The sequence below is a fragment of the Micrococcus sp. 63XJN7_8_ISO-PGPR-S23-253 genome (genome assembly GCF_056173425.1).
This window is the reverse complement of the sequence record NZ_CM149673.1, coordinates 1,757,590-1,781,473: the sequence shown is the minus strand read 5'-3', so window position 1 is coordinate 1,781,473 and position 23,884 is coordinate 1,757,590. Positions and strand designations below refer to the sequence as shown.

21 protein-coding genes are annotated in these 23,884 nt (G+C 74.2%); 13 read left to right on the top strand and 8 right to left on the bottom strand.

Annotated elements, in window-relative coordinates:
- The first annotated feature begins 61 nt into the window (after nt 1-61).
- On the top strand, nt 62-1,492 hold the full coding sequence (locus AC0VX4_RS08230; protein ID WP_475464211.1) for an NAD(P)H-quinone dehydrogenase: 1,431 nt from the start codon (nt 62-64) through the stop codon (nt 1,490-1,492).
- A gap of 115 nt (nt 1,493-1,607) precedes the next feature.
- Here the strand turns inward: AC0VX4_RS08230 and AC0VX4_RS08225 are convergent, their stop codons facing one another.
- The 6 genes from AC0VX4_RS08225 to AC0VX4_RS08200 all read right to left on the bottom strand — a co-directional run bounded on the left by AC0VX4_RS08225 (nt 1,608) and on the right by AC0VX4_RS08200 (nt 9,535).
- Entirely contained in the window at nt 1,608-3,053 is a 1,446-nt protein-coding gene (locus tag AC0VX4_RS08225; RefSeq protein ID WP_060774712.1) for an MFS transporter, read from the bottom strand.
- Nucleotides 3,054-3,224: 171 nt separating this feature from the next.
- The gene (locus tag AC0VX4_RS08220; protein ID WP_216879627.1) at nt 3,225-5,081 is read right to left on the bottom strand and encodes an acetyl/propionyl/methylcrotonyl-CoA carboxylase subunit alpha; all 1,857 of its coding nucleotides are present in this window, start codon (nt 5,079-5,081) and stop codon (nt 3,225-3,227) included.
- Between the two features lie 164 nt (nt 5,082-5,245).
- Nucleotides 5,246-5,941: a Maf family protein gene (locus AC0VX4_RS08215; protein ID WP_475464210.1), complete on the bottom strand. Its 696-nt coding sequence runs from the start codon at nt 5,939-5,941 to the stop codon at nt 5,246-5,248.
- The gene (locus AC0VX4_RS08210; RefSeq protein WP_475464209.1) at nt 5,938-7,626 is read right to left on the bottom strand and encodes a DUF885 domain-containing protein; all 1,689 of its coding nucleotides are present in this window, start codon (nt 7,624-7,626) and stop codon (nt 5,938-5,940) included. Before AC0VX4_RS08210 ends, AC0VX4_RS08215 begins: the two co-directional genes overlap by 4 nt.
- Before the next feature lie 35 nt (nt 7,627-7,661).
- Nucleotides 7,662-7,955 (bottom strand): hypothetical protein, encoded by a 294-nt coding sequence (locus AC0VX4_RS08205; RefSeq protein WP_248073924.1) that lies wholly within the window; start codon nt 7,953-7,955, stop codon nt 7,662-7,664.
- The gene (locus tag AC0VX4_RS08200) at nt 7,952-9,535 is read right to left on the bottom strand and encodes an acyl-CoA carboxylase subunit beta (protein ID WP_041103546.1); all 1,584 of its coding nucleotides are present in this window, start codon (nt 9,533-9,535) and stop codon (nt 7,952-7,954) included. Before AC0VX4_RS08200 ends, AC0VX4_RS08205 begins: the two co-directional genes overlap by 4 nt.
- A 189-nt stretch (nt 9,536-9,724) precedes the next feature.
- Between AC0VX4_RS08200 and AC0VX4_RS08195 the strand changes: the two genes are divergently transcribed.
- The 11 genes from AC0VX4_RS08195 (at nt 9,725) to gatB (ending at nt 21,001) form a co-directional block, all read left to right on the top strand.
- Nucleotides 9,725-10,561, top strand: coding sequence for a biotin--[acetyl-CoA-carboxylase] ligase (locus AC0VX4_RS08195; protein WP_060774707.1), 837 nt, complete (start codon nt 9,725-9,727; stop codon nt 10,559-10,561).
- Nucleotides 10,562-10,591: 30 nt separating this feature from the next.
- A complete protein-coding gene (locus tag AC0VX4_RS08190; protein WP_136940746.1) occupies nt 10,592-11,119 on the top strand; it encodes a PH domain-containing protein in 528 nt (175 codons plus the stop codon).
- A complete protein-coding gene (locus AC0VX4_RS08185) occupies nt 11,116-12,255 on the top strand; it encodes an adenylate/guanylate cyclase domain-containing protein (protein ID WP_002854368.1) in 1,140 nt (379 codons plus the stop codon). Before AC0VX4_RS08190 ends, AC0VX4_RS08185 begins: the two co-directional genes overlap by 4 nt.
- A gap of 11 nt (nt 12,256-12,266) precedes the next feature.
- Entirely contained in the window at nt 12,267-13,025 is a 759-nt protein-coding gene (locus tag AC0VX4_RS08180; RefSeq protein ID WP_002854360.1) for a PP2C family protein-serine/threonine phosphatase, read from the top strand.
- Nucleotides 13,026-13,065: 40 nt separating this feature from the next.
- Nucleotides 13,066-15,459 (top strand): NAD-dependent DNA ligase LigA, encoded by a 2,394-nt coding sequence (ligA, locus tag AC0VX4_RS08175; RefSeq protein ID WP_475464208.1) that lies wholly within the window; start codon nt 13,066-13,068, stop codon nt 15,457-15,459.
- Nucleotides 15,456-16,373 carry an inositol monophosphatase family protein gene (locus AC0VX4_RS08170; RefSeq protein ID WP_475464207.1) on the top strand — a complete coding sequence of 306 codons (918 nt, stop codon included), beginning with the start codon at nt 15,456-15,458 and terminating at the stop codon, nt 16,371-16,373. Before ligA ends, AC0VX4_RS08170 begins: the two co-directional genes overlap by 4 nt.
- Nucleotides 16,370-16,852: a thioredoxin domain-containing protein gene (locus AC0VX4_RS08165; protein ID WP_144825341.1), complete on the top strand. Its 483-nt coding sequence runs from the start codon at nt 16,370-16,372 to the stop codon at nt 16,850-16,852. Before AC0VX4_RS08170 ends, AC0VX4_RS08165 begins: the two co-directional genes overlap by 4 nt.
- Complete coding sequence (locus AC0VX4_RS08160) at nt 16,849-17,373, top strand: GNAT family N-acetyltransferase (protein WP_323663008.1); 525 nt, start codon at nt 16,849-16,851, stop codon at nt 17,371-17,373. Before AC0VX4_RS08165 ends, AC0VX4_RS08160 begins: the two co-directional genes overlap by 4 nt.
- A 204-nt stretch (nt 17,374-17,577) precedes the next feature.
- A complete protein-coding gene (gatC, locus tag AC0VX4_RS08155; protein ID WP_049146890.1) occupies nt 17,578-17,874 on the top strand; it encodes an Asp-tRNA(Asn)/Glu-tRNA(Gln) amidotransferase subunit GatC in 297 nt (98 codons plus the stop codon).
- An 8-nt stretch (nt 17,875-17,882) separates the two neighbouring features.
- Nucleotides 17,883-19,499 (top strand): Asp-tRNA(Asn)/Glu-tRNA(Gln) amidotransferase subunit GatA, encoded by a 1,617-nt coding sequence (gene gatA / locus AC0VX4_RS08150; RefSeq protein ID WP_475464206.1) that lies wholly within the window; start codon nt 17,883-17,885, stop codon nt 19,497-19,499.
- Nucleotides 19,496-21,001, top strand: coding sequence for an Asp-tRNA(Asn)/Glu-tRNA(Gln) amidotransferase subunit GatB (gene gatB / locus AC0VX4_RS08145; RefSeq protein WP_475464205.1), 1,506 nt, complete (start codon nt 19,496-19,498; stop codon nt 20,999-21,001). The genes gatA and gatB overlap by 4 nt, the downstream gene beginning before the upstream one ends.
- A gap of 15 nt (nt 21,002-21,016) precedes the next feature.
- Here the strand turns inward: gatB and AC0VX4_RS08140 are convergent, their stop codons facing one another.
- Nucleotides 21,017-22,093 (bottom strand): phosphotransferase family protein, encoded by a 1,077-nt coding sequence (locus AC0VX4_RS08140; RefSeq protein WP_475464204.1) that lies wholly within the window; start codon nt 22,091-22,093, stop codon nt 21,017-21,019.
- A gap of 140 nt (nt 22,094-22,233) precedes the next feature.
- Between AC0VX4_RS08140 and AC0VX4_RS08135 the strand changes: the two genes are divergently transcribed.
- Nucleotides 22,234-23,130 (top strand): CPBP family intramembrane glutamic endopeptidase, encoded by an 897-nt coding sequence (locus AC0VX4_RS08135; protein WP_475464203.1) that lies wholly within the window; start codon nt 22,234-22,236, stop codon nt 23,128-23,130.
- Nucleotides 23,131-23,148: 18 nt separating this feature from the next.
- Here AC0VX4_RS08135 and AC0VX4_RS08130 read toward each other — a convergent pair whose 3' ends face one another.
- Nucleotides 23,149-23,787 carry a VOC family protein gene (locus AC0VX4_RS08130; RefSeq protein WP_020625524.1) on the bottom strand — a complete coding sequence of 213 codons (639 nt, stop codon included), beginning with the start codon at nt 23,785-23,787 and terminating at the stop codon, nt 23,149-23,151.
- Between the last annotated feature and the right edge of the window lie 97 nt (nt 23,788-23,884).

The window sequence follows — 23,884 nt, the reverse complement described above, 5'->3', positions numbered from 1 at the left end:
AGGCGGTGTCCCGTGGCCGCGGGCTAGGACTTTCCCGTCCGCGGCGGACACAATGGAGCCCGTGACCGAGGAAAACAGCACCTTCATCCCGTCCCTGACCATCATCGGCGGCGGCCCCGGCGGCTACGAGGCCGCCATGGTGGCCGCGAAGCTGGGCGCCCGCGTGACCCTGGTCGAGCGCCAGGGGGTGGGCGGCGCGGCCGTCCTCACGGACGTGGTCCCCTCCAAGACGCTGATCGCCGCCGCCGACTCGATGCGCCGCGTGGGCGCCTCCGTGGACCTGGGGGTGGACCTCGGCGGGGCCGAGGCCCACGCGGACATGGGCCGGGTCGGCCACCGCATCCTGAACCTGGCCCACGAGCAGTCCTCGGACATCCGCGCGGGCCTCCAGCGGGTCGGGGTCCGGGTGATCGACGGCGTGGGCCGCGTCGTCGGCCCCCACGAGGTGTCCGTCCGCGCCCTCGACGACGCCGACGCCGGCGCCGAGCCCGAGATCATCACCTCGGACGCGATCCTCGTGGCCGTCGGCGCGAGCCCCCGCGAGCTGCCCACCGCCGTCCCGGACGGCGAGCGGATCTTCAACTGGAAGCAGGTCTACAACCTCAAGGACCTGCCCGAGCACCTGATCGTCGTGGGCTCCGGCGTCACCGGTGCCGAGTTCGCCTCGGCCTACAACCGCCTCGGCGCCAAGGTCACCCTCGTCTCCTCGCGCGACCGCGTGCTCCCCGGCGAGGACGCCGACGCCGCCGAGCTGCTCGAGAAGGTCTTCGAGGGCAACGGCCTCAGGGTGGTCTCCCGCTCCCGGGCCGAGTCCGTCGAACGGACCGAGACCGGCGTGCGCGTGCACCTCTCCGGCGAGGGGGCCGAGGACACCCCGTCGATCGAGGGCTCCCACGCGCTGGTGGCCGTCGGTGGCGTGCCGAACACGGCGGGCCTCGGCCTCGACGACGTGGGCGTGAAGCTGTCCGGCTCCGGCCACGTGCTCGTGGACGGCGTCTCCCGCACGTCCGTGCCGAGCATCTACGCGGCGGGCGACTGCACGGGCAAGCTCGCCCTCGCCTCGGTGGCGGCCATGCAGGGGCGCATCGCCGTGGCCCACCTGCTCGGCGACGCCCTCAAGCCGCTGCGCCCGCACCTGCTGGCCTCGAACATCTTCACCTCGCCGGAGATCGCCACCGTGGGCGTCACGCAGGCGCAGGTGGACTCCGGCCAGTACCAGGCGGACGTGCTGCGCCTGGACTTCCACACAAACCCCCGCGCCAAGATGTCCGGCGCGGAGGAGGGGTTCGTGAAGATCTTCGCGCGTCAGGGCTCCGGCACCGTGATCGGCGGCGTGGTGGTCTCGCCGCGCGCCTCCGAGCTGATCTACGCGCTCGCGCTCGCGGTCACGCACAAGCTGCACGTGGACGACCTCGCGGACACCTTCACCGTGTACCCGTCGATGTCCGGGTCGATCGCGGAGGCGGCGCGCCGCCTCCACGTGCGCATCTGACCCAGAGACGACTTTCGGTCGTGAGATAGGGCCTGTCTCACGACCGAAAGTCGTCCATTCCCCCGATGTCACGTTCGACAGTGCGGGCGGGGGCCCGGGCCGGCGGGGGCCGGGGTCAGCGCGCGGCGCGGCGCTCGCGGGCCGAGGTGACGGTGTCGAGGTCCGTGTGCCGGGTCTCGGGGGAGAGCGCCAGTGCGATGACGGTGATCGCCGAGGCGGCGGCCAGGTAGTAGCCGACGTAGGAGACGTCGAACTTCTGCACCAGCCAGGCGGCGATGAACGGGGTCAGCGCCGCGCCGAGGATCGAGGACACGTTGTAGGCGATGCCGGAGCCGGTGTAGCGCGTGTTCGTGGGGAACAGCTCGGGCAGCACCGCGGACATCGGCCCGAAGGTCAGGCCCATGAGCGTCATGCCCGTGGCCAGGAACGCCAGCATCAGCGGCACGTTCAGCTCCGCGCCCACGCCCATGTTCTCCGGCGAGAGCCACAGGCCGAACGAGAGGCCGAACAGCACCATGAGCACCGAGATCACGATCAGGGTGGGGCGGCGGCCGAAGCGGTCCGCCAGCAGGCCGGAGACCGGCACGAACGCCGCGAAGAACAGGATGCCGACCAGCTGCAGCACGAGGAACTCGGCGTAGGGGACGCCCAGGAAGCCGTTGGCCGGCTTGCCGATCGCGTAGGAGAGGATCCACGTGGTCATCAGGTAGAAGAGCACGTAGGTGGCGTACATGACGAAGGTGCCCAGGATCAGCTCCCACCAGTTGCGGCGGAACACCTCGCCCAGCGGCGCCTTCACGCGCTGGTCGCGGTCGAGGGCGCGCTGGAAGACCGGGGTCTCCTCGAGCTTGACGCGGACGTAGAGGCCCACGGCCACCATCACGATCGAGAGCAGGAACGGCAGGCGCCACACCCACGTGAGGAACGGACCGTCGAGCACCGGGCTCGTGGAGTCGTGGTCGAAGCCGAGCACGAGCGTGAGGAACAGGCCGTTGGCCAGCAGGAAGCCGATCGGCGCGCCGAGCTGCGGCCACATGGCCGCCTGCGCGCGCTTGCCGTCCTTGGCGTACTCGGTGGCCAGCAGGGCGGCGCCGGACCACTCGCCGCCGAGCCCCAGGCCCTGGAAGAAGCGCAGCAGCGTCAGCATGGCCGGCGCCCACAGGCCGATCTGGAAGTACGTGGGCAGCAGGCCGATGAGGAACGTCGCGATGCCCATGGTCAGCAGCGAGCCGATGAGCGTGGTCTTGCGGCCCACGCGGTCGCCCAGGTGGCCGAAGACGACGGCGCCCAGCGGCCGGGCGACGAACGCCGCGCCGAAGGTGGCCATGGAGGCCAGCAGGGCCGTGTTGTCATCGCCGCCCGCGAAGAAGATCAGCGGGAACACCGAGACGGCGGCCGTGGCGTAGATGTAGAAGTCGTAGAACTCGATCGAGGTGCCCACGAGCGAGGCGATGATGACCCGCGAGCGGGGCACCTCCTCCGCAGCGGCGACCGCGTCCGACGTGAGATCGGTGGTGGCGGTGGGGGCGCCCGGGTTCACGGGCGGGGTGGAGTGGGACATGGTGTCTCCCTGGTATGACGGGCACAGGGGGTCGCAATCGACCACGATGTGAGACGAAGATGCGTGTCAGGCTAAGCCTGTTCGCGCCGATCTGCGAGAGTCACGTCCCCGTCGTCCACCATGTGGAACCAGTCGGCGACGACGGCGCTCCCCGCCGTCGTCGCCGGCGGCTCACTCCGCGTCGGCGATGGTGGCGACCACCGTGCCGGCCGTGACCGTCTGGCCCGGCTCGACCTCGAGCCCGCTGACCACGCCCGCGCGGTGGGCCGCGAGCGGCTGCTCCATCTTCATGGCCTCCACGACCACGATCAGGTCGCCCTCGGCCACGGTCTGGCCGTTCTCGGCGGCGACCTTCACCACGGTGCCCTGCATCGGGGCGGTCAGCGCGTCCGTGCTGACGGCCGCGGCCACCGGCGCGCCGCGCTTGCCGCGGGGCCGACGTCGTCCCGCACCGGCCCGCTGGGCGGCGCCGGAGATCGTGTGCAGGGCCTCGCCCCACGTGGGCAGGGTGACGTCCACGCGCTTGCCGTTGACCTCCACGGTCACGGTGTGGCGCGCCTCGCGGGGGGCCGGCTCCGCCGGGGTGAGGGCGCTCGGCTCGATGTGGTTCGCGAACTCCGTCTCGATCCACCGGGTGTGCACCGAGAACGGCTCCTCCGAGCCGGCGATCTCGGGGGCGAAGGCGGGGTCGCGCACCACGGCGCGGTGGAAGGGCAGCACCGAGGGCATGCCGACGATCTCGGCCTCGCGCAGGGCGCGGGCGGCGCGCTGCAGGGCCTGGCGGCGGTCCGCGCCGGTGACGATCAACTTGGCGACCATGGAGTCGAAGGCCCCGGAGACGGTCTCGCCCTCCACCACGCCGGAGTCCACGCGCACGCCCGGGCCGCTGGGCATGCGGAACGTGGTGAGCCGGCCGGGGGCGGGCAGGAAGTTGCGGCCCGGGTCCTCGCCGTTGAGGCGGAACTCGATCGAGTGGCCGCGGGGCTGCGGGTCCGTGTAGCCGAGGGCCTCGCCGCGGGCCAGGCGGAACTGCTCGCGCACGAGGTCGATGCCGGTGATCTCCTCGGAGACCGGGTGCTCCACCTGCAGGCGCGTGTTCACCTCGAGGAAGGAGATGGTCCCGTCCTGGCCCACGAGGAACTCGCACGTGCCCGCGCCGACGTAGCCGGCCTCCTGCAGGATCGCCTTGGAGGACTCCACGAGGCGGGCGTTCTGCTCGTCCGTGAGGAACGGCGCCGGGGCCTCCTCCACGAGCTTCTGGTTGCGGCGCTGCAGCGAGCAGTCGCGGGTGGAGATCACGACGACGTCGCCGTGCACGTCCGCCAGGCACTGCGTCTCCACGTGGCGCGGCTTGTCCAGGAAGCGCTCCACGAAGCACTCGCCCCGGCCGAACGCGGCCACGGCCTCGCGGACCGCGGACTCGTAGAACTCGGGGATCTCCTCGCGCGTGCGGGCCACCTTGATGCCGCGGCCGCCGCCGCCGTAGGCCGCCTTGATGGCCACCGGCAGGCCGAACTCGTCCGCGAACGCGACCACCTCCTCCGTGCCGGTCACGGGGGAGGTGGTGCCCGGCGCCAGCGGGGCACCGACCTTGGTGGCCAGCTGGCGGGCCGAGACCTTGTCGCCCAGCCGGTCGATCGCCTCGGCGGGCGGTCCGATCCACACGAGGCCGGCGTCGGTCACGGCGCGCGCGAAGTCCGCGTTCTCGGAGAGGAAGCCGTAGCCGGGGTGCACGGCGTCCGCGCCTGCGCGCTCGGCGGCGTCGAGGATCTTGCCGATCACCAGATAGGAGTCGGCGGCGGTCTCCCCGCCGAGGGCCACGGCCTCGTCTGCGAGCTTCACGTGCAGGGCGTCCCGGTCCGGCTCGGCGTAGACGGCCACGGAGGTCAGCCCCTCGTCCTGGCAGGCCCGGATGATGCGCACGGCGATCTCGCCGCGGTTGGCGATCAGCACCCGGGAGAACCGGCGCTCCGCCGCGGGGTCGACGGGCGGGACGACCGAGGCCTGCGGTGCGTCGGCGATGCTCATGGGCGATGGACTCCTCGGACGATCACGGCTGGGGGTGCGGGCGCCACGTCCGGGGTCGTGCCCCTCACCCGGTGGGGCGAAGGGCGCGGGACGGCGCCGACTCTGACCAGCACCCTACTCGTTGTGGCGGAACCCTCCGAGGCACGCGGCCCTGTCGCGCCGGATCAGCGCTGCGCGTTGGAGGGTTCCCACAATCGGGTGACGTCCTGACCCAGGGCCGCCGTGGCCCGCCGCAGCCACGCCACGGACAGCCCGATCACCGCGTTGGGGTCCCCGTCCACGCCGTCCACGAGGGCCGCGCCCGCGCCGTCCACCGTGAACGCGCCCGCGCAGTGCAGCGGCTCGCCCGTGGCCACGTAGGCCCGGATCTCGGCCTCGGTGACGGCGCCGAAGCGCACGACGGCGGACACCACGCCCGCCTCCGCGGCCACCCCGGACCCGGCCCCGGGCTCCGGCAGCACCAGGCCCAGCCAGTGGCCCGAGTGCAGCACGCCCTCCCGGCCGGCCTGGGCCCGCCACCGCTCGACGGCGACCTCGGGCTCGTAGGGCTTGCCGTGGGCGCGGCCCTCGAACTCGAACACGGAGTCGCAGCCGAGCACGAGCGTGGGCGCGTCGACGCCGGCGGCCGCCACACGGGCGGCCACGTCACGGCCCTTGGCCTCCGCCAGCAGGCCCGCCAGCTCCGCCGGCGACGGGTCGCCCGCCGCCGCGCCCACGGCCGCCTCGTCCACCCCCGAGACGACGACGCGGAACGGCACCCGCGCCCGGGTCAGGACCTCCGCCCGGCCGGGGGAGGCCGAGCCGAGCACCAGCCGCAGGCCCGCACCGGGGCCGGCCGCGCCGTCGTCGTGCGGGATCACGCGAGCGCCTCCCGCAGGGTGTCCAGGCCCATGCCGCCCAGGCGCAAGGCCCGCGTGTGGAAGGCCTTGAGGTCGAATTCGGCGCCCTCGGCCTGCTCGTGCTCGGCGCGGATCTGCTCCCAGATGCGCTGACCCACCTTGTACGCCGGCGCCTGCCCCGGCCAGCCGAGGTAGCGCGTGAACTCGAAGCGCCGCTGGCCCTCGGAGATCCTCAGGTGCTTGGCCAGGAACGCGTAGCCCTTCTCCGGGGTCCACGCGCCGCCGCCGTCGGACTCGGGGGCATCGAAGCCACAGTGGTAGCCGATGTCGAACACCACGCGGGCCGCCCGCATGCGCTGCATGTCCAGCATGCCGAGGTGGTCGCCCGGATCGTCGAGGAAGCCGAGCTCCTCCATGAGCTTCTCCGCGTACAGCGCCCAGCCCTCGCCGTGGCCGGACGTCCAGCAGAAGCTGCGGCGCCACAGGTTGAGGTTCTCCCGGTTCATCATGGCGGTGGCGATCTGCAGGTGATGGCCCGGCACGCCCTCGTGGTAGACCGTGGTGGTCTCCGCCCACGTGGTGAACTCGTCCTCGCCCGGGGGCACGGACCACCACATGCGGCCGGGCCGGGAGAAGTCGTCCGAGGGGCCGGTGTAGTAGATGCCGCCCTCCTGGGTGGGGGCGATCATGCACTCGAGCCGGTCCATCGGGGCCGGGATCTCGAAGTGCTCCTTCATGGCCTCGACCGCGTCGTCGGAGAGCCGCTGCATCCACGAGCGCAGGGCCTCGGTGCCCTTCAGGGTGCGCTCCGGATCCGCGTCCAGGATCGCGCGCGCCTCCTCGATCGTGGCGCCCGGCCGGATGCGTTCGGCGTCCGCCTGCTGCGCGGCGATGATGCGGGCCAGCTCCTCCTGGCCCCAGCGGTAGGTCTCCTCGAGGTCGATCTCGGCGCCGAGGAAGACGCGGGAGGCCAGCCGGTAGTACTCGATCCCGACGCCGTCCGCCTCCGGGGCGTGCGGGCGCAGCTCGGCCTCGAGCGTGTCCGCGAAGTCGCGGTAGGCCTGCGCGGCGGCGTCCGCGCCGGAGCGGATGCGGGCGGCCAGGGCGTCGTCCACGACGTCGGCTGCCTCGGCCCGCTCGACCAGGCCCGGGAAGAACCCGCCCGCGGCGCCGTGGGCGCGGGCCTGCTCCACCACGATGTCCACCTGGCGCACCGCGGCCACGTGGCCGGCGTCGCGGGAGGCGAGCAGGGACTCGGTGTAGCCGCGCAGGGCGGCCGGCAGGTTCTCGAGGCGGCCGGCGATGTGGCCCCACTGCTCCGCGGTGTCCGTGGGCATGAGGTCGAAGACCGCGCGGATGCCCTGGGCGGGGGAGGCGATGTTGTTCAGTTCGGTGCGGCCGGTCGCGTGGATCTCGCGCTCCAGGCCGATGCGCTCCTGCATGGCCGCCTTCGTGACGCGGTCCGTCTCGTCCTGCGGCTTGAGCGCGGCCAGCTCCTCGAGCAGGCGGGCGTTGAGCTCGTCGTCCGCGCGGGCGCCGGCGGGGGAGAAGTCCGTGTACTCGGTCTCCCGGCCCGGGAAGCCGAGCTCGGTGGCGGTGTCCGGATGCAGGGCGAGGAGGTCGGTCACGTAGCGCTCGGCGAGCGCGTCAATGGCGGACGGGGTGCGGGCGCCGTCGGCGGCGGCCTCGGAGGTGTGCTGGGTCATACCGGCACTCTAGGCGCTGCCGCCCGCCTCCCGGCTCACTGCGGGCCCGCGCCCTGACGCCACTGGCCGCGGCCGGGCCGGGCCCACAGGCCCAGGTCGCCGCGACGGCGGAGCGTGCGGTCCAGGGGGCGGGGGTCGGCGGCCTCGGCGGCGAGCCGGGCGGCTTCGGCCCGGGCGGCGGCGGCCGCCTCGAGGACGGCGGCCAGCGCGGCCATCTCCTCCGGCTCCAGCTCCGGGCCGCTGAGCTGCAGCGGGTCGGCCGGCGCCGGCGTGGCCTGCGTGGACGCGTCGTTCTCGTCCGGGGTGCCCGGACCCAGCGCGGCGCTCACAGCGGCATGTTCCCGTGCTTCTTGGCGGGGCGGGCCTCGCGCTTGTGCAGGGTGGCGCGCAGGGCGCGGATGAGCTGGCCGCGGGTGGCGTGCGGGGGCACCACGGCGTCCACGTAGCCCAGCTCGGCGGCCTGGTACGGGTTGAGCAGCTCGGCCTCGTAGTCGGCCACGATCTCGGCCCGGCGCGCGTCGACGTCGCCGCCCGCCTCCGCCGTCGCCTTCAGGTCGCGCCGGTACAGGATGTTCACGGCGCCCTGGGCGCCCATCACGCCGATCTGCGCGCTCGGCCAGGCCAGGTTCAGGTCCGCGCCGAGCTTCTTGGAGCCCATCACGATGTACGCGCCGCCGAAGGCCTTGCGCGTGATCACGGTCAGCTTCGGCACGGTGGCCTCGGCGTAGGCGTAGATCAGCTTGGCGCCGCGACGGATGATGCCGTTGAACTCCTGGTCCGTGCCGGGCAGGAACCCGGGCACGTCCACGAGGGTGATGATCGGGATGTTGAACGCGTCGCAGAAGCGCACGAACCGCGCGGCCTTCTCCGAGGCGGCGATGTCCAGGGTGCCGGCGAACTGCATCGGCTGGTTCGCGACGACGCCCACGCTCATGCCGTCCAGGCGGGCCAGGCCGGTGATCACGTTGGGCGCGTACAGCTCCTGCAGCTGCAGCAGGTGGCCCTCGTCCACGATCGAGGCGATGACCTCGAGCATGTCGTAGGGCTGGTTGGCGGAGTCCGGGACGATCTCGTCCAGGGCGAGGTCCTCGTCCGTGGGCTCCGGGTCCGCGGCCTCGAAGGTCGGGGCCTCCGCGAGGTTGTTGGAGGGCAGCAGCTCGAGCAGCTCCTGCACGTAGGCGATCGCGTCCTCCTCCGAGGACGCCATGTAGTGGGCGGTGCCGGAGGTGGCGTTGTGCGAGCGGGCGCCACCGAGGGTCTCCATGTCCACGTCCTCGCCCGTGACGGTCTTGATCACGTCCGGGCCGGTGATGAACATGTGCGAGGTCTGGTCCACCATCACCACGACGTCCGTCAGGGCCGGCGAATAGGCCGCGCCGCCGGCGGAGGGGCCCATGATCAGCGAGATCTGCGGGATCATGCCCGAGGCCAGGACGTTGTTCCGGAAGATGTCCGCGAACTGGGCGAGGGAGGCCACGCCCTCCTGGATGCGCGCGCCGCCGCCGTCGAGGATGCCGATCACGGGGCAGCCGTTGCGCGCGGCGAACTCCTGGACCTTCACGATCTTCTGCCCGTTGCGCTCGGACAGCGAGCCGCCGAACACGGTGAAGTCCTGGGAGTAGACGGCCACCTGGCGCCCGTCCACGGTGCCGAAGCCGGACACCAGGCCGTCGCCGGCCGGGTGCTTGGCGTCCATGCCGAACGCGGTGGTGCGGTGCACGGCCAGCGCGTCCAGCTCCACGAAGGAGCCCTCGTCCAGGAGGAGGTCGATCCGCTCGCGCGCGGTGTGCTTGCCGCGGGCGTGCTGGCGCTCGACGGCGTCCGGGCCGCCGGGCGCGGCCGTCGCCTCGAGCCGCCGATGCAGGTCGGCCAGCCGGCCGGCCGTGGTGGTCAGATCGGGATCGGTCACACGTCCTCCTTGTGGTGGTCCGCCAGATGCGGAGGCTCAGTCGGCCAGTGTACGGGCCGCCGCGGACGCCCTCCGTTGGAGGAAGCCCACAAACGGCGAGGACGTCGGCCCGGACCGCCCGTCCGCGCGTCCCGGCGGCGGATCGGCCCGCTCAGCCCGCCCCCGGGGACGCCGTGTATATCTAGGGGCATGCACCCCGACGACGCCCCCACACCGGACCTGACCTGGCTGGACTCCGCCGGCTCCACGCAGGATGAGCTCCTCGCGCGGCTGGACCGCGAGGGGCACCGGCACGGTGCGGCCGTGGCCACCGCGGACCAGCGGGCCGGCCGGGGTCGGCACTCCCGCGTGTGGAGCGCTGCCCCGGGGGCGGCGCTCGCCCTGTCCGTGTACCTGCGTCCCGAGTCCGGCGGGGTGCCGGTCTCCCCGGCCCACCTGAGCTGGCTCTCGCTCGTCGCCTCCGCCACGGTCGCCGAGCGCCTCGCGGCCCGGGGTGTCCCGACGCACGTGAAGTGGCCGAACGACGTGCTCGCCACGGACGGGCGCAAGCTGTGCGGCGTGCTGGCCACGGTGGCACTGTCCTCGGACGGCAAGGGGCCCGGCGTCGTCGTCGGGATGGGCGTGAACCTGGACCACCGCGGGGCCGCCCCGGTGGACACCGCCACGGATCTGGCGGAGTGGATCGGCGCGGACGCCGTGCCCGCGCCCCGGGACCTCGCGGTCGAGCTGCGCGACGCCGTCGTGGCGGCCGTGGACCGCTTCGCGGCGGGCGTGGCGGGGCAGACGGCGGCCGTGGACGGGCATCACCCCGCCGTGGCGGCCGTGGCGGACCGGCTCTCCACGCTGGGCCGCGCGGTGCGCGCCGAGCTGCCCGGCGGCGGCGTGCTGGAGGGCACGGCCGTGGGCCTCGGTCCCGGCGGCACCCTGCGCGTGAGGCACGTCACACCGGATCGTGGCACAATCGAGACCGAGGTCAGTGCGGGGGACGTGGCCCACCTGCGCGGAGACGTCCATCGCGGCGCATGACACACCCGTCCCGGTCAGGAGGTGACCGCCGTGCGACTCGAGCCCGGTGAGCAGGTGATGGTGCGCACCCGCACCCACCCGCGCGCGCTGCTGCGCCCCGCCGCGGTCCTCGTGGCCGTCGCGTTCCTGCTCGGCCTGGCCGTCGGCGTGCTCGCACGCCCCGACCTGCCCGGGATCGTCGCCGCGAACCGCGCCGTGCTCGAGGCGGCCGCGTGGGTGGTCGCGGCGCTCGTCCTGCTCCCCGGCACCGTCCGTCCGCTGTGGCGCTGGGTCGTCCGGCGCACCGTGGTCACCGACCGCCGCATCCTCCAGCGCGCCGGCGTCGGCGGCTCCGGGGCCGCCATGCCGCTCGTGTCCATCGCCGACGTGCAGCGGCGCCGCCGCGGCTCGGGCGCCGGAGACCTGCACATCCTCTTCCAGGAGCCCGCCCGCCAGGTCCACTGGCGGCTGCGCGACGTCCCCGAGGCCGCGCGCTTCGAGGAGGCCCTGGCCCACCTCACCCGCCAGGCCCGCACCAGGACCTGGCCCGCCCCCGTCCCGACAGGAGACCTCCGATGAGCCGTCCGGAGACACCGGACACCGCACCGCTGCCGATCGTCCCGCCGGCCGAGGACACGACCGCCCGCGACGTCGAGGAGCGGTCCGCCCAGCCCGCCGGCTGGACGAGCGCGATGCGCACGCTCGACGCCGGCCTGGTGGTGGGCCCGCGCGCCTACACCTCACGGGAGGTGGCGCAGCGCCTCGGCGTCTCGATGGCCTCCGCCCGGAAGATCTGGCGTGCGCTGGGCTACCCGACATCGCCGGAGGGGCACAAGGCCTTCACCGAGGCGGACATCGAGGCGTTCGAGTCCGTGCTCACGCTCGTGCGCTCGGGGACGCTGAACGAGGACACCGCCATCTCGCTGGCCCGCTCGATCGGACAGATGACGGACCGCATGGTGGTGTGGCAGATCGAGGCGCTCGTGGAGGACAAGATCGCCTCCGAGGACCTGACGGACCCTGAGGCGCGGCGGGCCGTCGTCGACATGCTCCCGGACATGGTCGGACCGCTCGAGAAGGCCATGCGGATCGTCTACCGGCGCCAGCTCAACCGCGCCGTCCAGCGACTGACCGTGCGCGTGGAGGCCGGGCTGGCGGCCAGCGCCGAGGGCCGCGACGGCTCCGAGTCGGACGCGCCGCTGCCGCTGGCCCGCGCCGTCGGCTTCGCGGACATGGTCTCCTACACGACGCTCTCCCGGACCATGGACGACCGGACGCTGGCCCGCATGGTGCTCCGCTTCGAGTCCCTCGCCGCGGAGACCATCTCCGCCGGCGGCGGCTGGCTCGTGAAGACCATCGGCGACGAGGTCATGTTCAACGCCGAGACCCCCGAGGCCGGCGCCGCGATCGCGCTCTCCCTGGCCGAGACCATCGCCGCGGACGAGGAGCTGCCCTCGGCGCGCGTCGCCCTGACATGGGGACGGGTGCTCTCCCGCATGGGGGACATCTACGGGCCCACCGTGAACCTCGCCGCGCGGCTGACGTCCCTGGCCGATCCGGGTACCGTGCTCGTGGACGCCATGACCGCTGCGGCCCTGTCCCGGGACGAGCGCTTCGTGCTCGTCCCGCAGCCGCCCAGGATCGTCCGCGGGTTCGGAGAGGTCCGCCCCTCCCTGCTCTTGGACGGGTCGGCCCAGACCCTGCTCGCCGACTGATCGAGGACCCCGTGGACCCCCGCCCCGAGACTCCGTCCGCGCCGCGCCCCCAGGCCGCCGGCGCCACCCACGTGGGCGCCGTCCGCGACCTGAACGAGGACGCGTGGACCGTGGTGGGGGAGCCGCTGGTGCTCGCCGCCGTGGCCGACGGCATGGGCGGGCACGAGGCCGGCGAGGTGGCCTCGGCCGCCGCGATCGAGACCCTGCGCCGCCGCGCCCCCGAGGTGCTCGCCCCGGGCACGGCCCACACGCCCCAGGACCTCGGCCACCTGATCCACGAGGCGGACGCCGCCGTCGTCGAGGCCGGGCTGGGGCGCTCCGGCACCACCCTCACCGTGCTGGCCTGCCTGGACACGGAACGCGGTCGCTGGGCCGTGGCGAACGTCGGCGACTCCCGGGTGTACCTGCGGCCCGTCGGCTCGCCGGTGCTCCAGCAGCTCACGGTGGACCACTCGGCAGTCCAGATGCTCGTCGACGCGGGGGAGCTCACCCCCGCCGAGGCCCGCGTCCACCCGCGCCGCAACGTCATCACCCGCGCGCTCGGCTCACGCGAGGCGCTCACGGTGGACGTGGCCGAGGTCCCCCTCGCCTCCGGGGACCTCGTCCTGCTGTGCAGCGACGGCCTGACCGGCGAGCTGCTGGACGAGGAGATCCGCGCGCTGATCGACGACGCCGACACCCTCGAGGACGCCCTCGAGAAGCTCATCGGCGCCGCCCTGTGGCGCGGCGGCCGGGACAACGTCACGGCGGTGCTCGTGCGCATCCCCTGACCCGGGTGCGCCGTCCGGGACGCCGACTACGCTGGGCCGGGTGAGCACCCCCAAGGAATCCGCCGCCCAGCCCGATCCGCAGGACATCCCCGCCGCGGACCTGCGGGCGGAGTACGAGGACCTCGTGGAGCGGGTCCGCGCCGCCCGGACCGCCTACTACCAGCGGGACGCCCCGGAGATCTCGGACGCCGAGTACGACGCGCTGTACCGCCGCCTCGAGGACCTCGAGGCCCTGCACCCCGAGCTCGTGTCCAACGACTCGCCCACCCAGGAGGTCGGCGGGGAGGTCTCGGAGGCGTTCGCCCCCGTCCGGCACGGGGCCCGCATGTACTCGCTCGAGGACGTGTTCTCCATCGAGGAGCTCGAGGTCTGGTTCCGCCGCGCGGCGCAGGCCCTGACGCAGGTGCGGCCGGGCGTGGCGCCCCGCTGGCTCGTGGAGGTGAAGATCGACGGGCTCGCCGTCGCCCTGCGCTACCGGGACGGGCGGCTCGTGCAGGCCGCCACCCGCGGCGACGGCGTCACGGGCGAGGACGTCACCGCCAACGTGCGCACCATCGGGGACATCCCGCACGAGCTCTCCGGCGAGGGCTGGCCCGCCGAGTTCGAGGTGCGCGGCGAGGTGTTCATGTCCTCCGCCGCCTTCGCCGAGCTCAACGCGCGCCGTGCCGAGGAGGGCCAGACGCCGTTCGCGAACCCGCGCAACGCCGCCGCCGGCGCCCTGCGCCAGAAGGACCCGGCGGTCACCGCGCAGCGCCCGCTGGCCATGTTCGTGCACGGCATCGGCTCGGTCGAGGCGTTCGGACTGGAGTCCCAGCACGAGGTGTACGACGCGCTCGCCGGCTGGGGCCTGCCCGTGAGCCCCTACACCCGCCGGGTGGAGGGCGCGGACGAGGAGGCGCTGGCCGCCGTCGTCGCGGTGATCGAGGAGTACGGCCGGCGCCGGCACGAGCTGATCCACGAGATCGACGGCATCGTGCTGAAGGCGGACGCGTTCGCGGACCAACGCTACCTCGGCCACACCTCCCGCGTGCCCCGCTGGGCCGTGGCGTACAAGTACCCGCCGGAGGAGGTGCACACGCTGCTGCGGGACATCGCGGTCTCGGTGGGCCGCACCGGGCGGGTGACCCCGTTCGCGGTGATGGAGCCGGTCACCGTGGCCGGGTCCACCGTCTCCCTGGCCACCCTGCACAACCAGGACGTGGTCAAGGCCAAGGGCGTGCTGATCGGGGACACCGTGGTGGTGCGCAAGGCCGGGGACGTGATCCCCGAGGTCGTGGGCCCCGTGCTGCCGCTGCGTGAGAAGGCGATCGAGGCGGGCCGGGAGCTGCGCGAGTTCGTCATGCCCGCGCACTGCCCGTCATGCGGCACGCCGCTGGCCCCCGCCAAGGAGGGGGACGTGGACCTGCGCTGCCCCAACGCCCGCTCCTGCCCGGCCCAGCTGGCCGGCCGCGTCGAGCACCTGGCCAGCCGCGGCGCCTTCGACGTGGAGGCGCTCGGCGAGGAGGCCGCCCGCTGGCTCGTCCAGGGCCCCGGCGAGGACCCGGCCGAGCACGAGGGACATGTCCGGCCCGAGGGCCCGGGCCCCATCACGGCGGAGGCGGAGATCTTCGACCTCGCCTCCGGCACGCCGGAGGAGATCACGGGCCCCCGGGGCGAGGACGGGTTGACGGACCTGCAGCGCTCCCTCGGCGCGGTGCGCGTGTGGCGCGAGGGCCGCACGAAGGTGGACGGCCGCATGATGCCCTCGGGCGTGTTCACGCTCAAGCCGTACTTCTTCACCGCCGGCACCGCGAAGAAGCCGTCCGCGCCCACGGCCAACACGCTGCGCCTGTTCGACGAGCTCGAGAAGGCCAAGTCCCAGCCGCTGTGGCGCACCCTCGTGGCGCTGTCCATCCGGCACGTGGGCCCGACGGCGGCCCGCTCGCTGGCCACGGCGTTCGGCTCGATGGCGGCGCTGCGCGCGGCGGCCGAGGCCGGCGACCGGGACCGGCTGGCCGAGATCGACGGCGTCGGCCCGATCATCGCGGACGCGCTCATCGAGTGGTTCGCCGAGGACTGGCACCGGGAGATCGTGGACCGGTGGGCCGCGGCGGGCGTGGTCATGGAGGACGAGCAGGACGAGTCCACCCCGCGCACGCTCGAGGGCCTGACCGTGGTGGTCACCGGCTCGCTCGAGGGCTTCTCCCGCGACTCCGCGAAGGAGGCGATCCTCGTGCGCGGCGGCAAGGCCTCCGGGTCCGTGTCCAAGAAGACCGACTTCCTGGTGGCCGGCGACGCCGCCGGCTCCAAACTGGACAAGGCGCAGTCCCTCGGTGTGCCCGTGCTGGACGAGGCCGGGTTCACGGCGCTGCTGGCCGGCGGCCCGGACGCGGTGCGCCCGGCGGACACGGACGACGCCACCGACGGCGCCGCAGACGGGGAGGCCTCGGCATGAGCGCGCGCATCACGGTCCCGGGCCTGCTCGTGGTCGCCAAGGCCGCCGCGCGCGCCGGCGCGGACGTCCTGGCCCGGCGCTGGACCGGTCACCACCCGGCCGTCCCGCTCGGCATCGAGGAGATCGGCGCGCAGACGAAGTCCTCCGGCTCCGACTGGGTCACCGACTACGACCGCCGCGCCGAGCAGGCCGTCCGGGAGGTCATCGCCGGCTACCGCCCCTCGGACGAGATCACCGGCGAGGAGTACGGCGCCACCCGTCCGGCCGAGCCGTCCGGGTACCGCTGGTCCATCGACCCGCTGGATGGCACCACGAACTTCGTGCGCGGGCTTCCGCAGTTCTGCACCTCGGTGGCCGTCACCGGCCCGGTGGACGCCGAGACCGCCGACCTGCTGGGGGTGGCCGAGGGCACCGAACGCTGGCTGGCCGGCGTCGTGGCGGCGCCCGCGCTGGGGCGCACCTGGTACGCGAGCGCGGGCCGGGGCGCCTTCAGCACCGCGGACGCGACGACGGCGGGCGTGGACCTGCCCGACCGCGATGCCGCCCCCGTGCGGCTCACCGGTCCCCTGCCCGGACGCTCGGGGCGACTGCTCGCCACCGGCTTCGGCTACGACCCCGCCCGCCGGGCCCTGCAGGTGCGGGCGCTCGCGGCCCTGCTGCCCGCGTTCGGGGACGTGCGACGGATCGGCTCGGCGGCGCTGGACCTGTGCATGGTCGCCGACGGCACCCTGGACGCGTACGCCGAGTTCGGCACGCAGGAGTACGACTGGGCCGCCGGCGCGTTGGTGGCGGAGGAGGCCGGCGTCGCGGTGACGCGGCCCGCCTCGGCGGACGGCACGGCACATCCTGACTGGATGGTGGCCGGCGACGTGGACGGGTCCGCCCTGGCCGCCATGACGGGGGAGAGGGCATGAGGCGGATCGTCGGAGACCCGTGGTTCTACCCGGTCCTGTTCGTGGCCGGCGGACTGACGTTCATGATCGCGGGGACGCGCCTGCAGCAGGTCGGCATGATCGTGGCCGGGCTCGTCCTGGCCGGCTACGCGGTCACGTACCGGTGGGCGGTGCGGGTCCGCTCGCGGCCGTTCGCCGGCGCGCAGGCGCACGTCGAGGGCGGCGGCGTCGTCGTGTTCTGGCGGCCGGGCTGCCCGTTCACGCGGCGGCTGGTCAAGGAGCTGACGGCGCAGGAGCGGGGCCGCGCCTACTGGGTGAACATCTGGCAGGAGCCGGCCGCCGCGACGTTCCTCGAGGGGCTGCACGAGGCGCGCGACGGCCACCCCCACCAGGCCGTGCCCACCGCCTGGCTGCGTCGGCGCGACTACGTCGTGGCCACGGACGCGACCCGCGCCCGCCTGAAGGACACGCTGCGCCAGCACGCCGGAGGTGACGCATGAGCGCCCTCGTCCGCCCGCTGCGCCCCGAGGACCACGAGGCGGTCGCCGAGCTCACCCTGGCGTCCTATGTCGACGGCGGCCACATCGCCCCCGACGACGCCTACGTGAAGACCCTCATGGACGTGGCCGACCGGGCCGGCCGCGCGGAGGTGCTCGTGGCCGAGATCGACGGCGAGGTGGCCGGGTCCGTGGTGCTCACCCCGCCCGGCTCGCCCCTGGCCGAGACCTCCGGCGACGGGGAGTACGAGTTCCGCATGCTCGCCGTGCACCCGCGGTTCCACCGCCGCGGGGTGGGCGGCGCCCTGCTGGCCGAGATCGTGGCGCGGGCCCGCGCCGAGGAGGACGTGGACGCCGTCGTGCTGACCACCATGCCCTCCATGACCGGCGCCCACCGGATGTACGAGCGCGCCGGCTTCGTGCGCGTCCCGGAGCGGGACTGGTTCCTCGCGGACGTGGTGCCGGACCTCGACCCGGCCGACGAGACCGGCCCGTTCCTCGTCTACCGGCTCGCGCTGGACTGACCCCGGGCGGGACATCGGCACCGGGACCCCCTTCGGGGCGGGAAATCCCTGTCATGCGGGCCCGGAGCGCCGCGGTGGGGTGGATCTCCCGCCTCGACGCGGTGGCCGCGGCCGGGCAGGCCCCGGCACTAGACTCGATTCCGATGTGGCCGCCGCCGCGCCGGCGTCGTCCACCCCGCCCCGACCCGTCACACGAGGAGATCCATGCCTGAGATCACCCGGGATCAGGTGGAGCATCTGGCTCGCCTGGCCCACATCCGGATGACCGACGAGGAGCTGGACACGATGTCCGGCGACCTGGAGAAGATCCTGGAGCACGTCTCCGCGGTCCAGGCCGCCGCGGGCGACGACGTGACGCCGACGTCCCACCCCATCGCGTTGCAGAACGTGTTCCGCGAGGACGTGCCGGCCGGCATGCTCACGCAGGAGGAGGCCCTCGACCAGGCGCCGGACTCCGAGGACGGCCAGTTCAAGGTCCCCGCCATCCTGGACGGAGAGTGATCACCCCCATGACCGAGACGTTCGACGTGAACGCGACCCTCGGCGCCGACGAGCTCGTCCGGCTCACCGCGCTGCAGATGGCCGAGCGCCTGCGCGCCGGCACCACCACCTCCGTGGAGCTCGTCCAGGCCCACCTGGACCGCATCGCGGCCCACGACGGCGACGTGCGCGCCGACGCCGACGGCGACCGCGGCGTGCGCGCCTACCTCCACGTGAACACGGACGAGGCCCTCGCCGTCGCCGCCGAGGTGGACGCGATCCGCGCCGCCGGCGGCCCCGAGGCCGACGCCCTGCACCCGCTGGCCGGCGTGCCCGTGGCCGTGAAGGACAACATCGTCACCCGCGGGCAGCCGACCACGGCCGCCTCCCGCATGCTCGAGGGCTGGCTCAGCCCGTACGACGCCACGGTGGTGGCCCGCCTCCGCGAGGCCCGCCTGCCGATCCTCGGCAAGACCAACCTCGACGAGTTCGCGATGGGCGGCTCCACCGAGCACTCCGCGTTCGGCATCACCCGCAACCCGTGGGACGGGGACCGCGTGCCCGGCGGCTCGGGCGGCGGGTCGGCGGCCGCCGTCGCCGCCTTCCTGGCCCCCTTCGCCCTCGGCTCGGACACCGGCGGCTCCGTCCGTGAGCCCGCCGCGTTCACCGGCACGGTCGGCGTGAAGCCCACCTACGGCGCCGTCTCCCGCTACGGCCTGATCGCGATGGCCTCCTCACTGGACCAGATCGGCCCCGCCGCCCGCACCGTGGCCGACGCCGCGGCGCTGCAGCAGGTCATCGGCGGCCCCGACCCGCAGGACTCCACGTCCCTGGCCGACGCGCCGGCGGACCTGACCGCCGCGGCCCGCGGCCGTGACCTGGCGGGGCTGCGCGTCGGCGTCGTGACGGACCTGCCGGCGGACGCGTTCCACCCGGGCATCCGGGCCGGCTTCGACGAGCACGTCGCCGCCCTGCGTGAGGCCGGCGCGGAGATCGTGGAGGTCTCCTGCCCCAGCTTCGACGCCGCCCTCGGCGCGTACTACCTGATCATGCCCTCGGAGGCCTCCTCCAACCTGGCCCGCTTCGACGGCGTCCGCTACGGCCACCGCGTGGTGCCCGACGGCGGCGGCACGATCGAGCAGGTCATGGGCGCCACCCGCGCCGCCGGCTTCGGCGCCGAGGTCAAGCGCCGCATCATCCTGGGCACCTACGCGCTGTCCGCCGGGTACTACGACGCCTACTACGGCTCCGCGCAGAAGGTCCGCACGCTCGTGCAGGAGGACTTCGCCCGCGCCTTCGAGCAGGTGGACGTCCTCCTCACGCCCACCGCACCGACCCTGGCGTTCGAGCTGGGCGCCAAGACGGACGACCCGATGACCATGTACGTCAACGACCTGGCCACCATCCCGGCCAACCTCGCCGGCATCCCGGGCATGTCCGTGCCGGGCGGCGTCGTCGACGGGCTGCCCTACGGCCTGCAGCTGATGGCGCCGGCGCGCGAGGACGCGCGCCTGTACGAGGCCGGCGCCGCGCTCGAACGCCTCGTGGCCCAGCGCCGGGGCGGGCCGGTGTGGGCCGAGGCCCCCGAGCTGGAGAAGGGCGCACAGCGCGCCACCACCGCGACCACGGCAGGAGGCCGGGCATGAGCCACGCAGAGCAGACCATGGACTTCGCGGAGGCGATGGAGCGCTTCGACCCCGTGCTGGGCTTCGAGGTGCACGTGGAGCTGAACACCGCCACGAAGATCTTCTCCTCGGCGCCCAACGCGTTCGGCGACGAGCCGAACACCAACGTGACCCCGCTCGACCTCGGCCTGCCCGGCACCCTGCCGGTGCTCAACCGCGAGGTCGTGGAGTACGCGATCCGCCTGGGCGTGGCCCTGGACGCGCAGGTCGCCGAGACCTGCCGGTTCGCGCGGAAGAACTACTTCTACCCGGACACGCCGAAGAACTTCCAGACCTCCCAGTACGACGAGCCGATCGTCTTCGACGGCCACCTGGACGTCGAGCTGGAGGACGGCGAGGTCTTCCGCGTGGAGATCGAGCGCGCGCACCTCGAGGACGACGCCGGCAAGCTCACCCACGTGGGCGGCTCCGGGCGGATCCAGGGCGCCTCGGCGTCCCTCGTCGACTACAACCGTGCGGGCGTGCCGCTCATCGAGATCGTCACCAAGCCGATCGTCGGCGCCGGCGCGCGGGCCCCCGAGCTGGCCCGCGCCTACGTCACCGCGATCCGGGACATCGTGCAGGCCATCGACATCTCCGACGCGCGGATGGAGCGCGGCAACGTCCGCTGCGACGCCAACGTCTCGCTGATGCCCAAGGGCGCCACCGAGTTCGGCACCCGCACCGAGACGAAGAACGTGAACTCCACGCGCGCCGTGCAGCACGCGGTCACCCACGAGATCCAGCGCCAGGCCGCGGTGCTCGCCGCGGGCGGCACCGTGACGCAGGAGACCCGCCACTGGCACGAGGACACCCGCAGCACCACCTCGGGCCGCCCGAAGTCGGACGCGGACGACTACCGGTACTTCCCCGAGCCGGACCTCGTGCCCGTGCACGTGGACGCCGCGTGGGTCGAGCGCGTGCGCGCGGCCCTGCCCGAGCTGCCGGCCGTGCGGAACAAGCGGCTCAAGGCCGAGTGGGGCTTCTCGGACGAGGAGTTCCGCGACGTCGTCAACGCCGGCGTCCTGGACGAGATCGTCGCGACCGTGGAGGCCGGCGCCTCCGCGGCGACCGCCCGCAAGTGGTGGATGGGCGAGATCGCCCGCCTGGCGAACGTCCGCGAGGTCGCCGTCGCCGAGCTGGGGATCACCCCGGCGCACGTGGTGGAGATCGAGGAGCTGATCGCCGCGAAGACGATCAATGACAAGATCGCCAAGCAGGTGCTCGGTCTCGTGGCCGACGGTGAGGGCGCCCCGAAGGAGGTCGTCTCGGCGAAGGGCCTGGCCGTGGTGTCCGACAACGGCGCGCTCACCGAGGCCGTCGACGCCGCGATCGCCGCCAACCCGGACGTGGCCGAGAAGATCAAGGGCGGCAAGATGGCGGCCGTCGGCGCCCTCATCGGCCCGGTCATGAAGGCCACCCGCGGGCAGGCCGACGCCGGCCGCGTCCGCGAGATCGTCCTGGAGCGCCTGGGCGTGTCCTGACGACCGCGCGGGCCCTCAGCCGTCCAGGGCGGTGAGGGCCCGCGCCACGCGGGGCAGGGTCTTGCGCAGCAGGCGCCGCCAGGACCCCGCGGCCAGCCCGCCGACGATCGCGTCCCGGGCCGCCGCGTCGTCGAGCGTCTCCAGGGCCATCGCCCCGAGCCACACGCGGGCCCGGCGCGCCTCGGCCGCGTCCCGGGCCAGGTCGGGCACCTTCTCCTCGCTGTGCCACAGCGCCAGGTAGGCGACGTTGAGGGCGGGGTCCCACGCGCACGCGAGGTCCCAGTCCAGCACCCCGGCCAGCGCCCAGCGCAGCGGGGCGCGCGGGTCCTCGTCCTCGGGCACGGCGCGCCAGCGCATGTTGTGCCCGGCCAGGTCGCCGTGCACGAGCGACGGCGGCACGGGCGGCGCGGCGGTCCACGTCGTCACCGCGTCCGCGAGGGCGGCCACCGCGTCCGGCCACGCCTCGGCGCCCAGCCGCGCGTCGACGTCGTGCCCCTCCCACGCGCCCAGGCGCGCGGCGACCGCCCCCGGCAGCGCCGCGACGTGCCGGGCGCGCTCCGGCGTCCACGGCCCGCGGAAGGCGAACGGGCGGCCGAGGTGCGGGGCGATCCGCGGGTCGGTGACGTCCACGACGGCGAGATCGTCGAGGACGCCGCGCAGCACGGCCGGATCGCCCTCGTGCGGCGGGTGCGGCCCGCCCGGGAGGAAGCGCTGCAGCACCGCGGCGCCCGGGCCCGCGGGGACGGGGTCCGAGAGGGCGACCGGGACGGCCCACGACACGTCGCGTTCGGCCAGGGCCGCGGCGAGCCCGTCGAGGAGGGCCAGGCGCCGGGGCAGGTGTGCCGCGGGGTCCCGCTCGGGCGCCCACCGCGCGGCCGGGGCGGCGCCGACCTCGTGGGCCCGCGTCATCCGGAGGACGCCGACGTCCTCGAGCACGAGCACGCGGTGGAACTGCCCGCCCTCCTCCACGGACGCCGCGGCCCAGTCGGCTGTGCGGAGCCGGTGGGCGAGAGCGGGGTCGAGGCCGGGGCGGAGGTGCTGCAGGGCGCGGTGGACCAGCTCGAGCTCGCTGGGGGCAGGCGGGGAGACCACACGACCACGCTAACCCGCCCTCCTCCCTCCCGGACTTTCGAACGTGACATCGGGGGGATGGGGACCTTCGAACGGGAGATAGGCCCTCCCTCACGTTCGAAAGCGCCCGGGGGAGAGGGGGCGGGCGGATACTGGGGGGCATGCCCGCCACCCCGCGCACGTCCCGCACCCCGGCCGGCCCGGCCGTCCGACCCGCCCCCGCGCTGCCCGCCCCCTCGGCGCGCACGGTGCGGTGGGAGATCGCGATCGTCCTCGGCCTCTCCCTGGGGAAGTCGGCGGTCTACGCGATCGTCCAGCTCATCGACAAGGCCACCCAGGCCCCGCTCGGCGAGCAGACCACCGTCCTCAACCCGGCCCTGGCCGACCGCTGGGCCTTCGACCTGACCTACCAGCTGCTCGGCATCGGGTTCGCGCTGGTGCCGGTGGCCCTCGTGCTGCACCTGATGCACCTGCGCGGCCGGAACCCGTTCCGGGTGCTCGGCCTCGACCTGCGCCGCCCCGGCCGCGACCTGGCCTGGGGCCTGGGCCTGTTCGCGGCCATCGGGCTGGGCACGCTCGGCGTCTACGCCGCCGGCCGTGCCCTGGGGATCACGACGGCGATCGTCGGCTCGGCGCTCGGTCAGAGCTGGTACCAGGTGCCGGTCCTGCTGCTCTCCGCGCTGCGGCACGGACTGCTGGAGGAGGTCATCGTGGGCGCCTGGCTCGTCGACCGGCTCGGGTATCTGCAGCGGCTGCGCGCCGCGGGGCTGGCGCGCGATCCGGCACCGGCCGTGCCGTCGTCGTGGGTGAGCGCCGAGGGGCTGTACCTGCCGACCCGCGCGGCCGTCGTGGTGTTCGCCCTCGCGCTGCTGCGCGGGGCGTACCACCTGTACCAGGGGATCGGGCCGGGCGTGGGCAACGCCCTGATGGGCGTGGTGTTCGCGCTCGTGTTCCTGCGGGTGCGCCGGGTGATGCCGCTGGTCATCGCGCACGCGCTGCTGGACGCCGTCGGGTTCGTCGGCTACCCGCTGCTGGCGCGGGCGGGGCTGCTCGGTTGAGCGGCCCCGCCCCCGCGCTCAGAGCGTGATCTCACCCTTCGGGGTGCGGAAGGTGACCGAGACGATGCCCGGGGTGCCGGAGGGCGCGACGTACTCGATGTTCACGTCCTGGACCTGGCCGTCCTCGTCCTCGCCGCCGAGCCACTCGGCGAGGCGCTCGGGGGAGCCGGCGATGTTCAGGTGCTCGATGGTGGCCTGCGGCTCGGCCGCCTGCGAGGGGTGCATGTCCTCCTGACCGTCGGCCCAGCGCAGGATGTACGGCAGCTGCGGGTCCGCGAGGGTGCCCTTGATGCCGATCTGCCGCCAGGACAGCTCGCGGCCGTCCGGGAAGCGACGGTTGCCGGGGACGGCCTCGCGGCCGAGGCGGCGCTCGAACCGGCCGATGTCCGGGGTGGCCACGGCCCAGCTCATCCAGCCCCCGCCCTGCTCGGTGCGGGCGCGCACGAGCTGGCCGAACGGCGCGCTGAGGGAGGCCGGGTGGTCCAGGGCCTCGACGACCTCCAGATACTGCCCCTCCGTCATGGGAAACAGTGCGTTCTGGGTGCCGAAACGTGGGTGGACACCGCCCTTGATCCGCTCGATGCCCAGCGTCTCGGCGATGCGGGCGACCGTGGCGTCCAGGCCCTCGGGGCCGGCGGCGTAGGACACGTGGTCCATGCGACAGGTGTGCACTGCGCTGTTCCTCTCCGTTCCCGGGCTGCCCCGGGGGTTGACCTGGTGCGAGTCGAGGGGCGTCGAGCCCTTGACGGGTCGG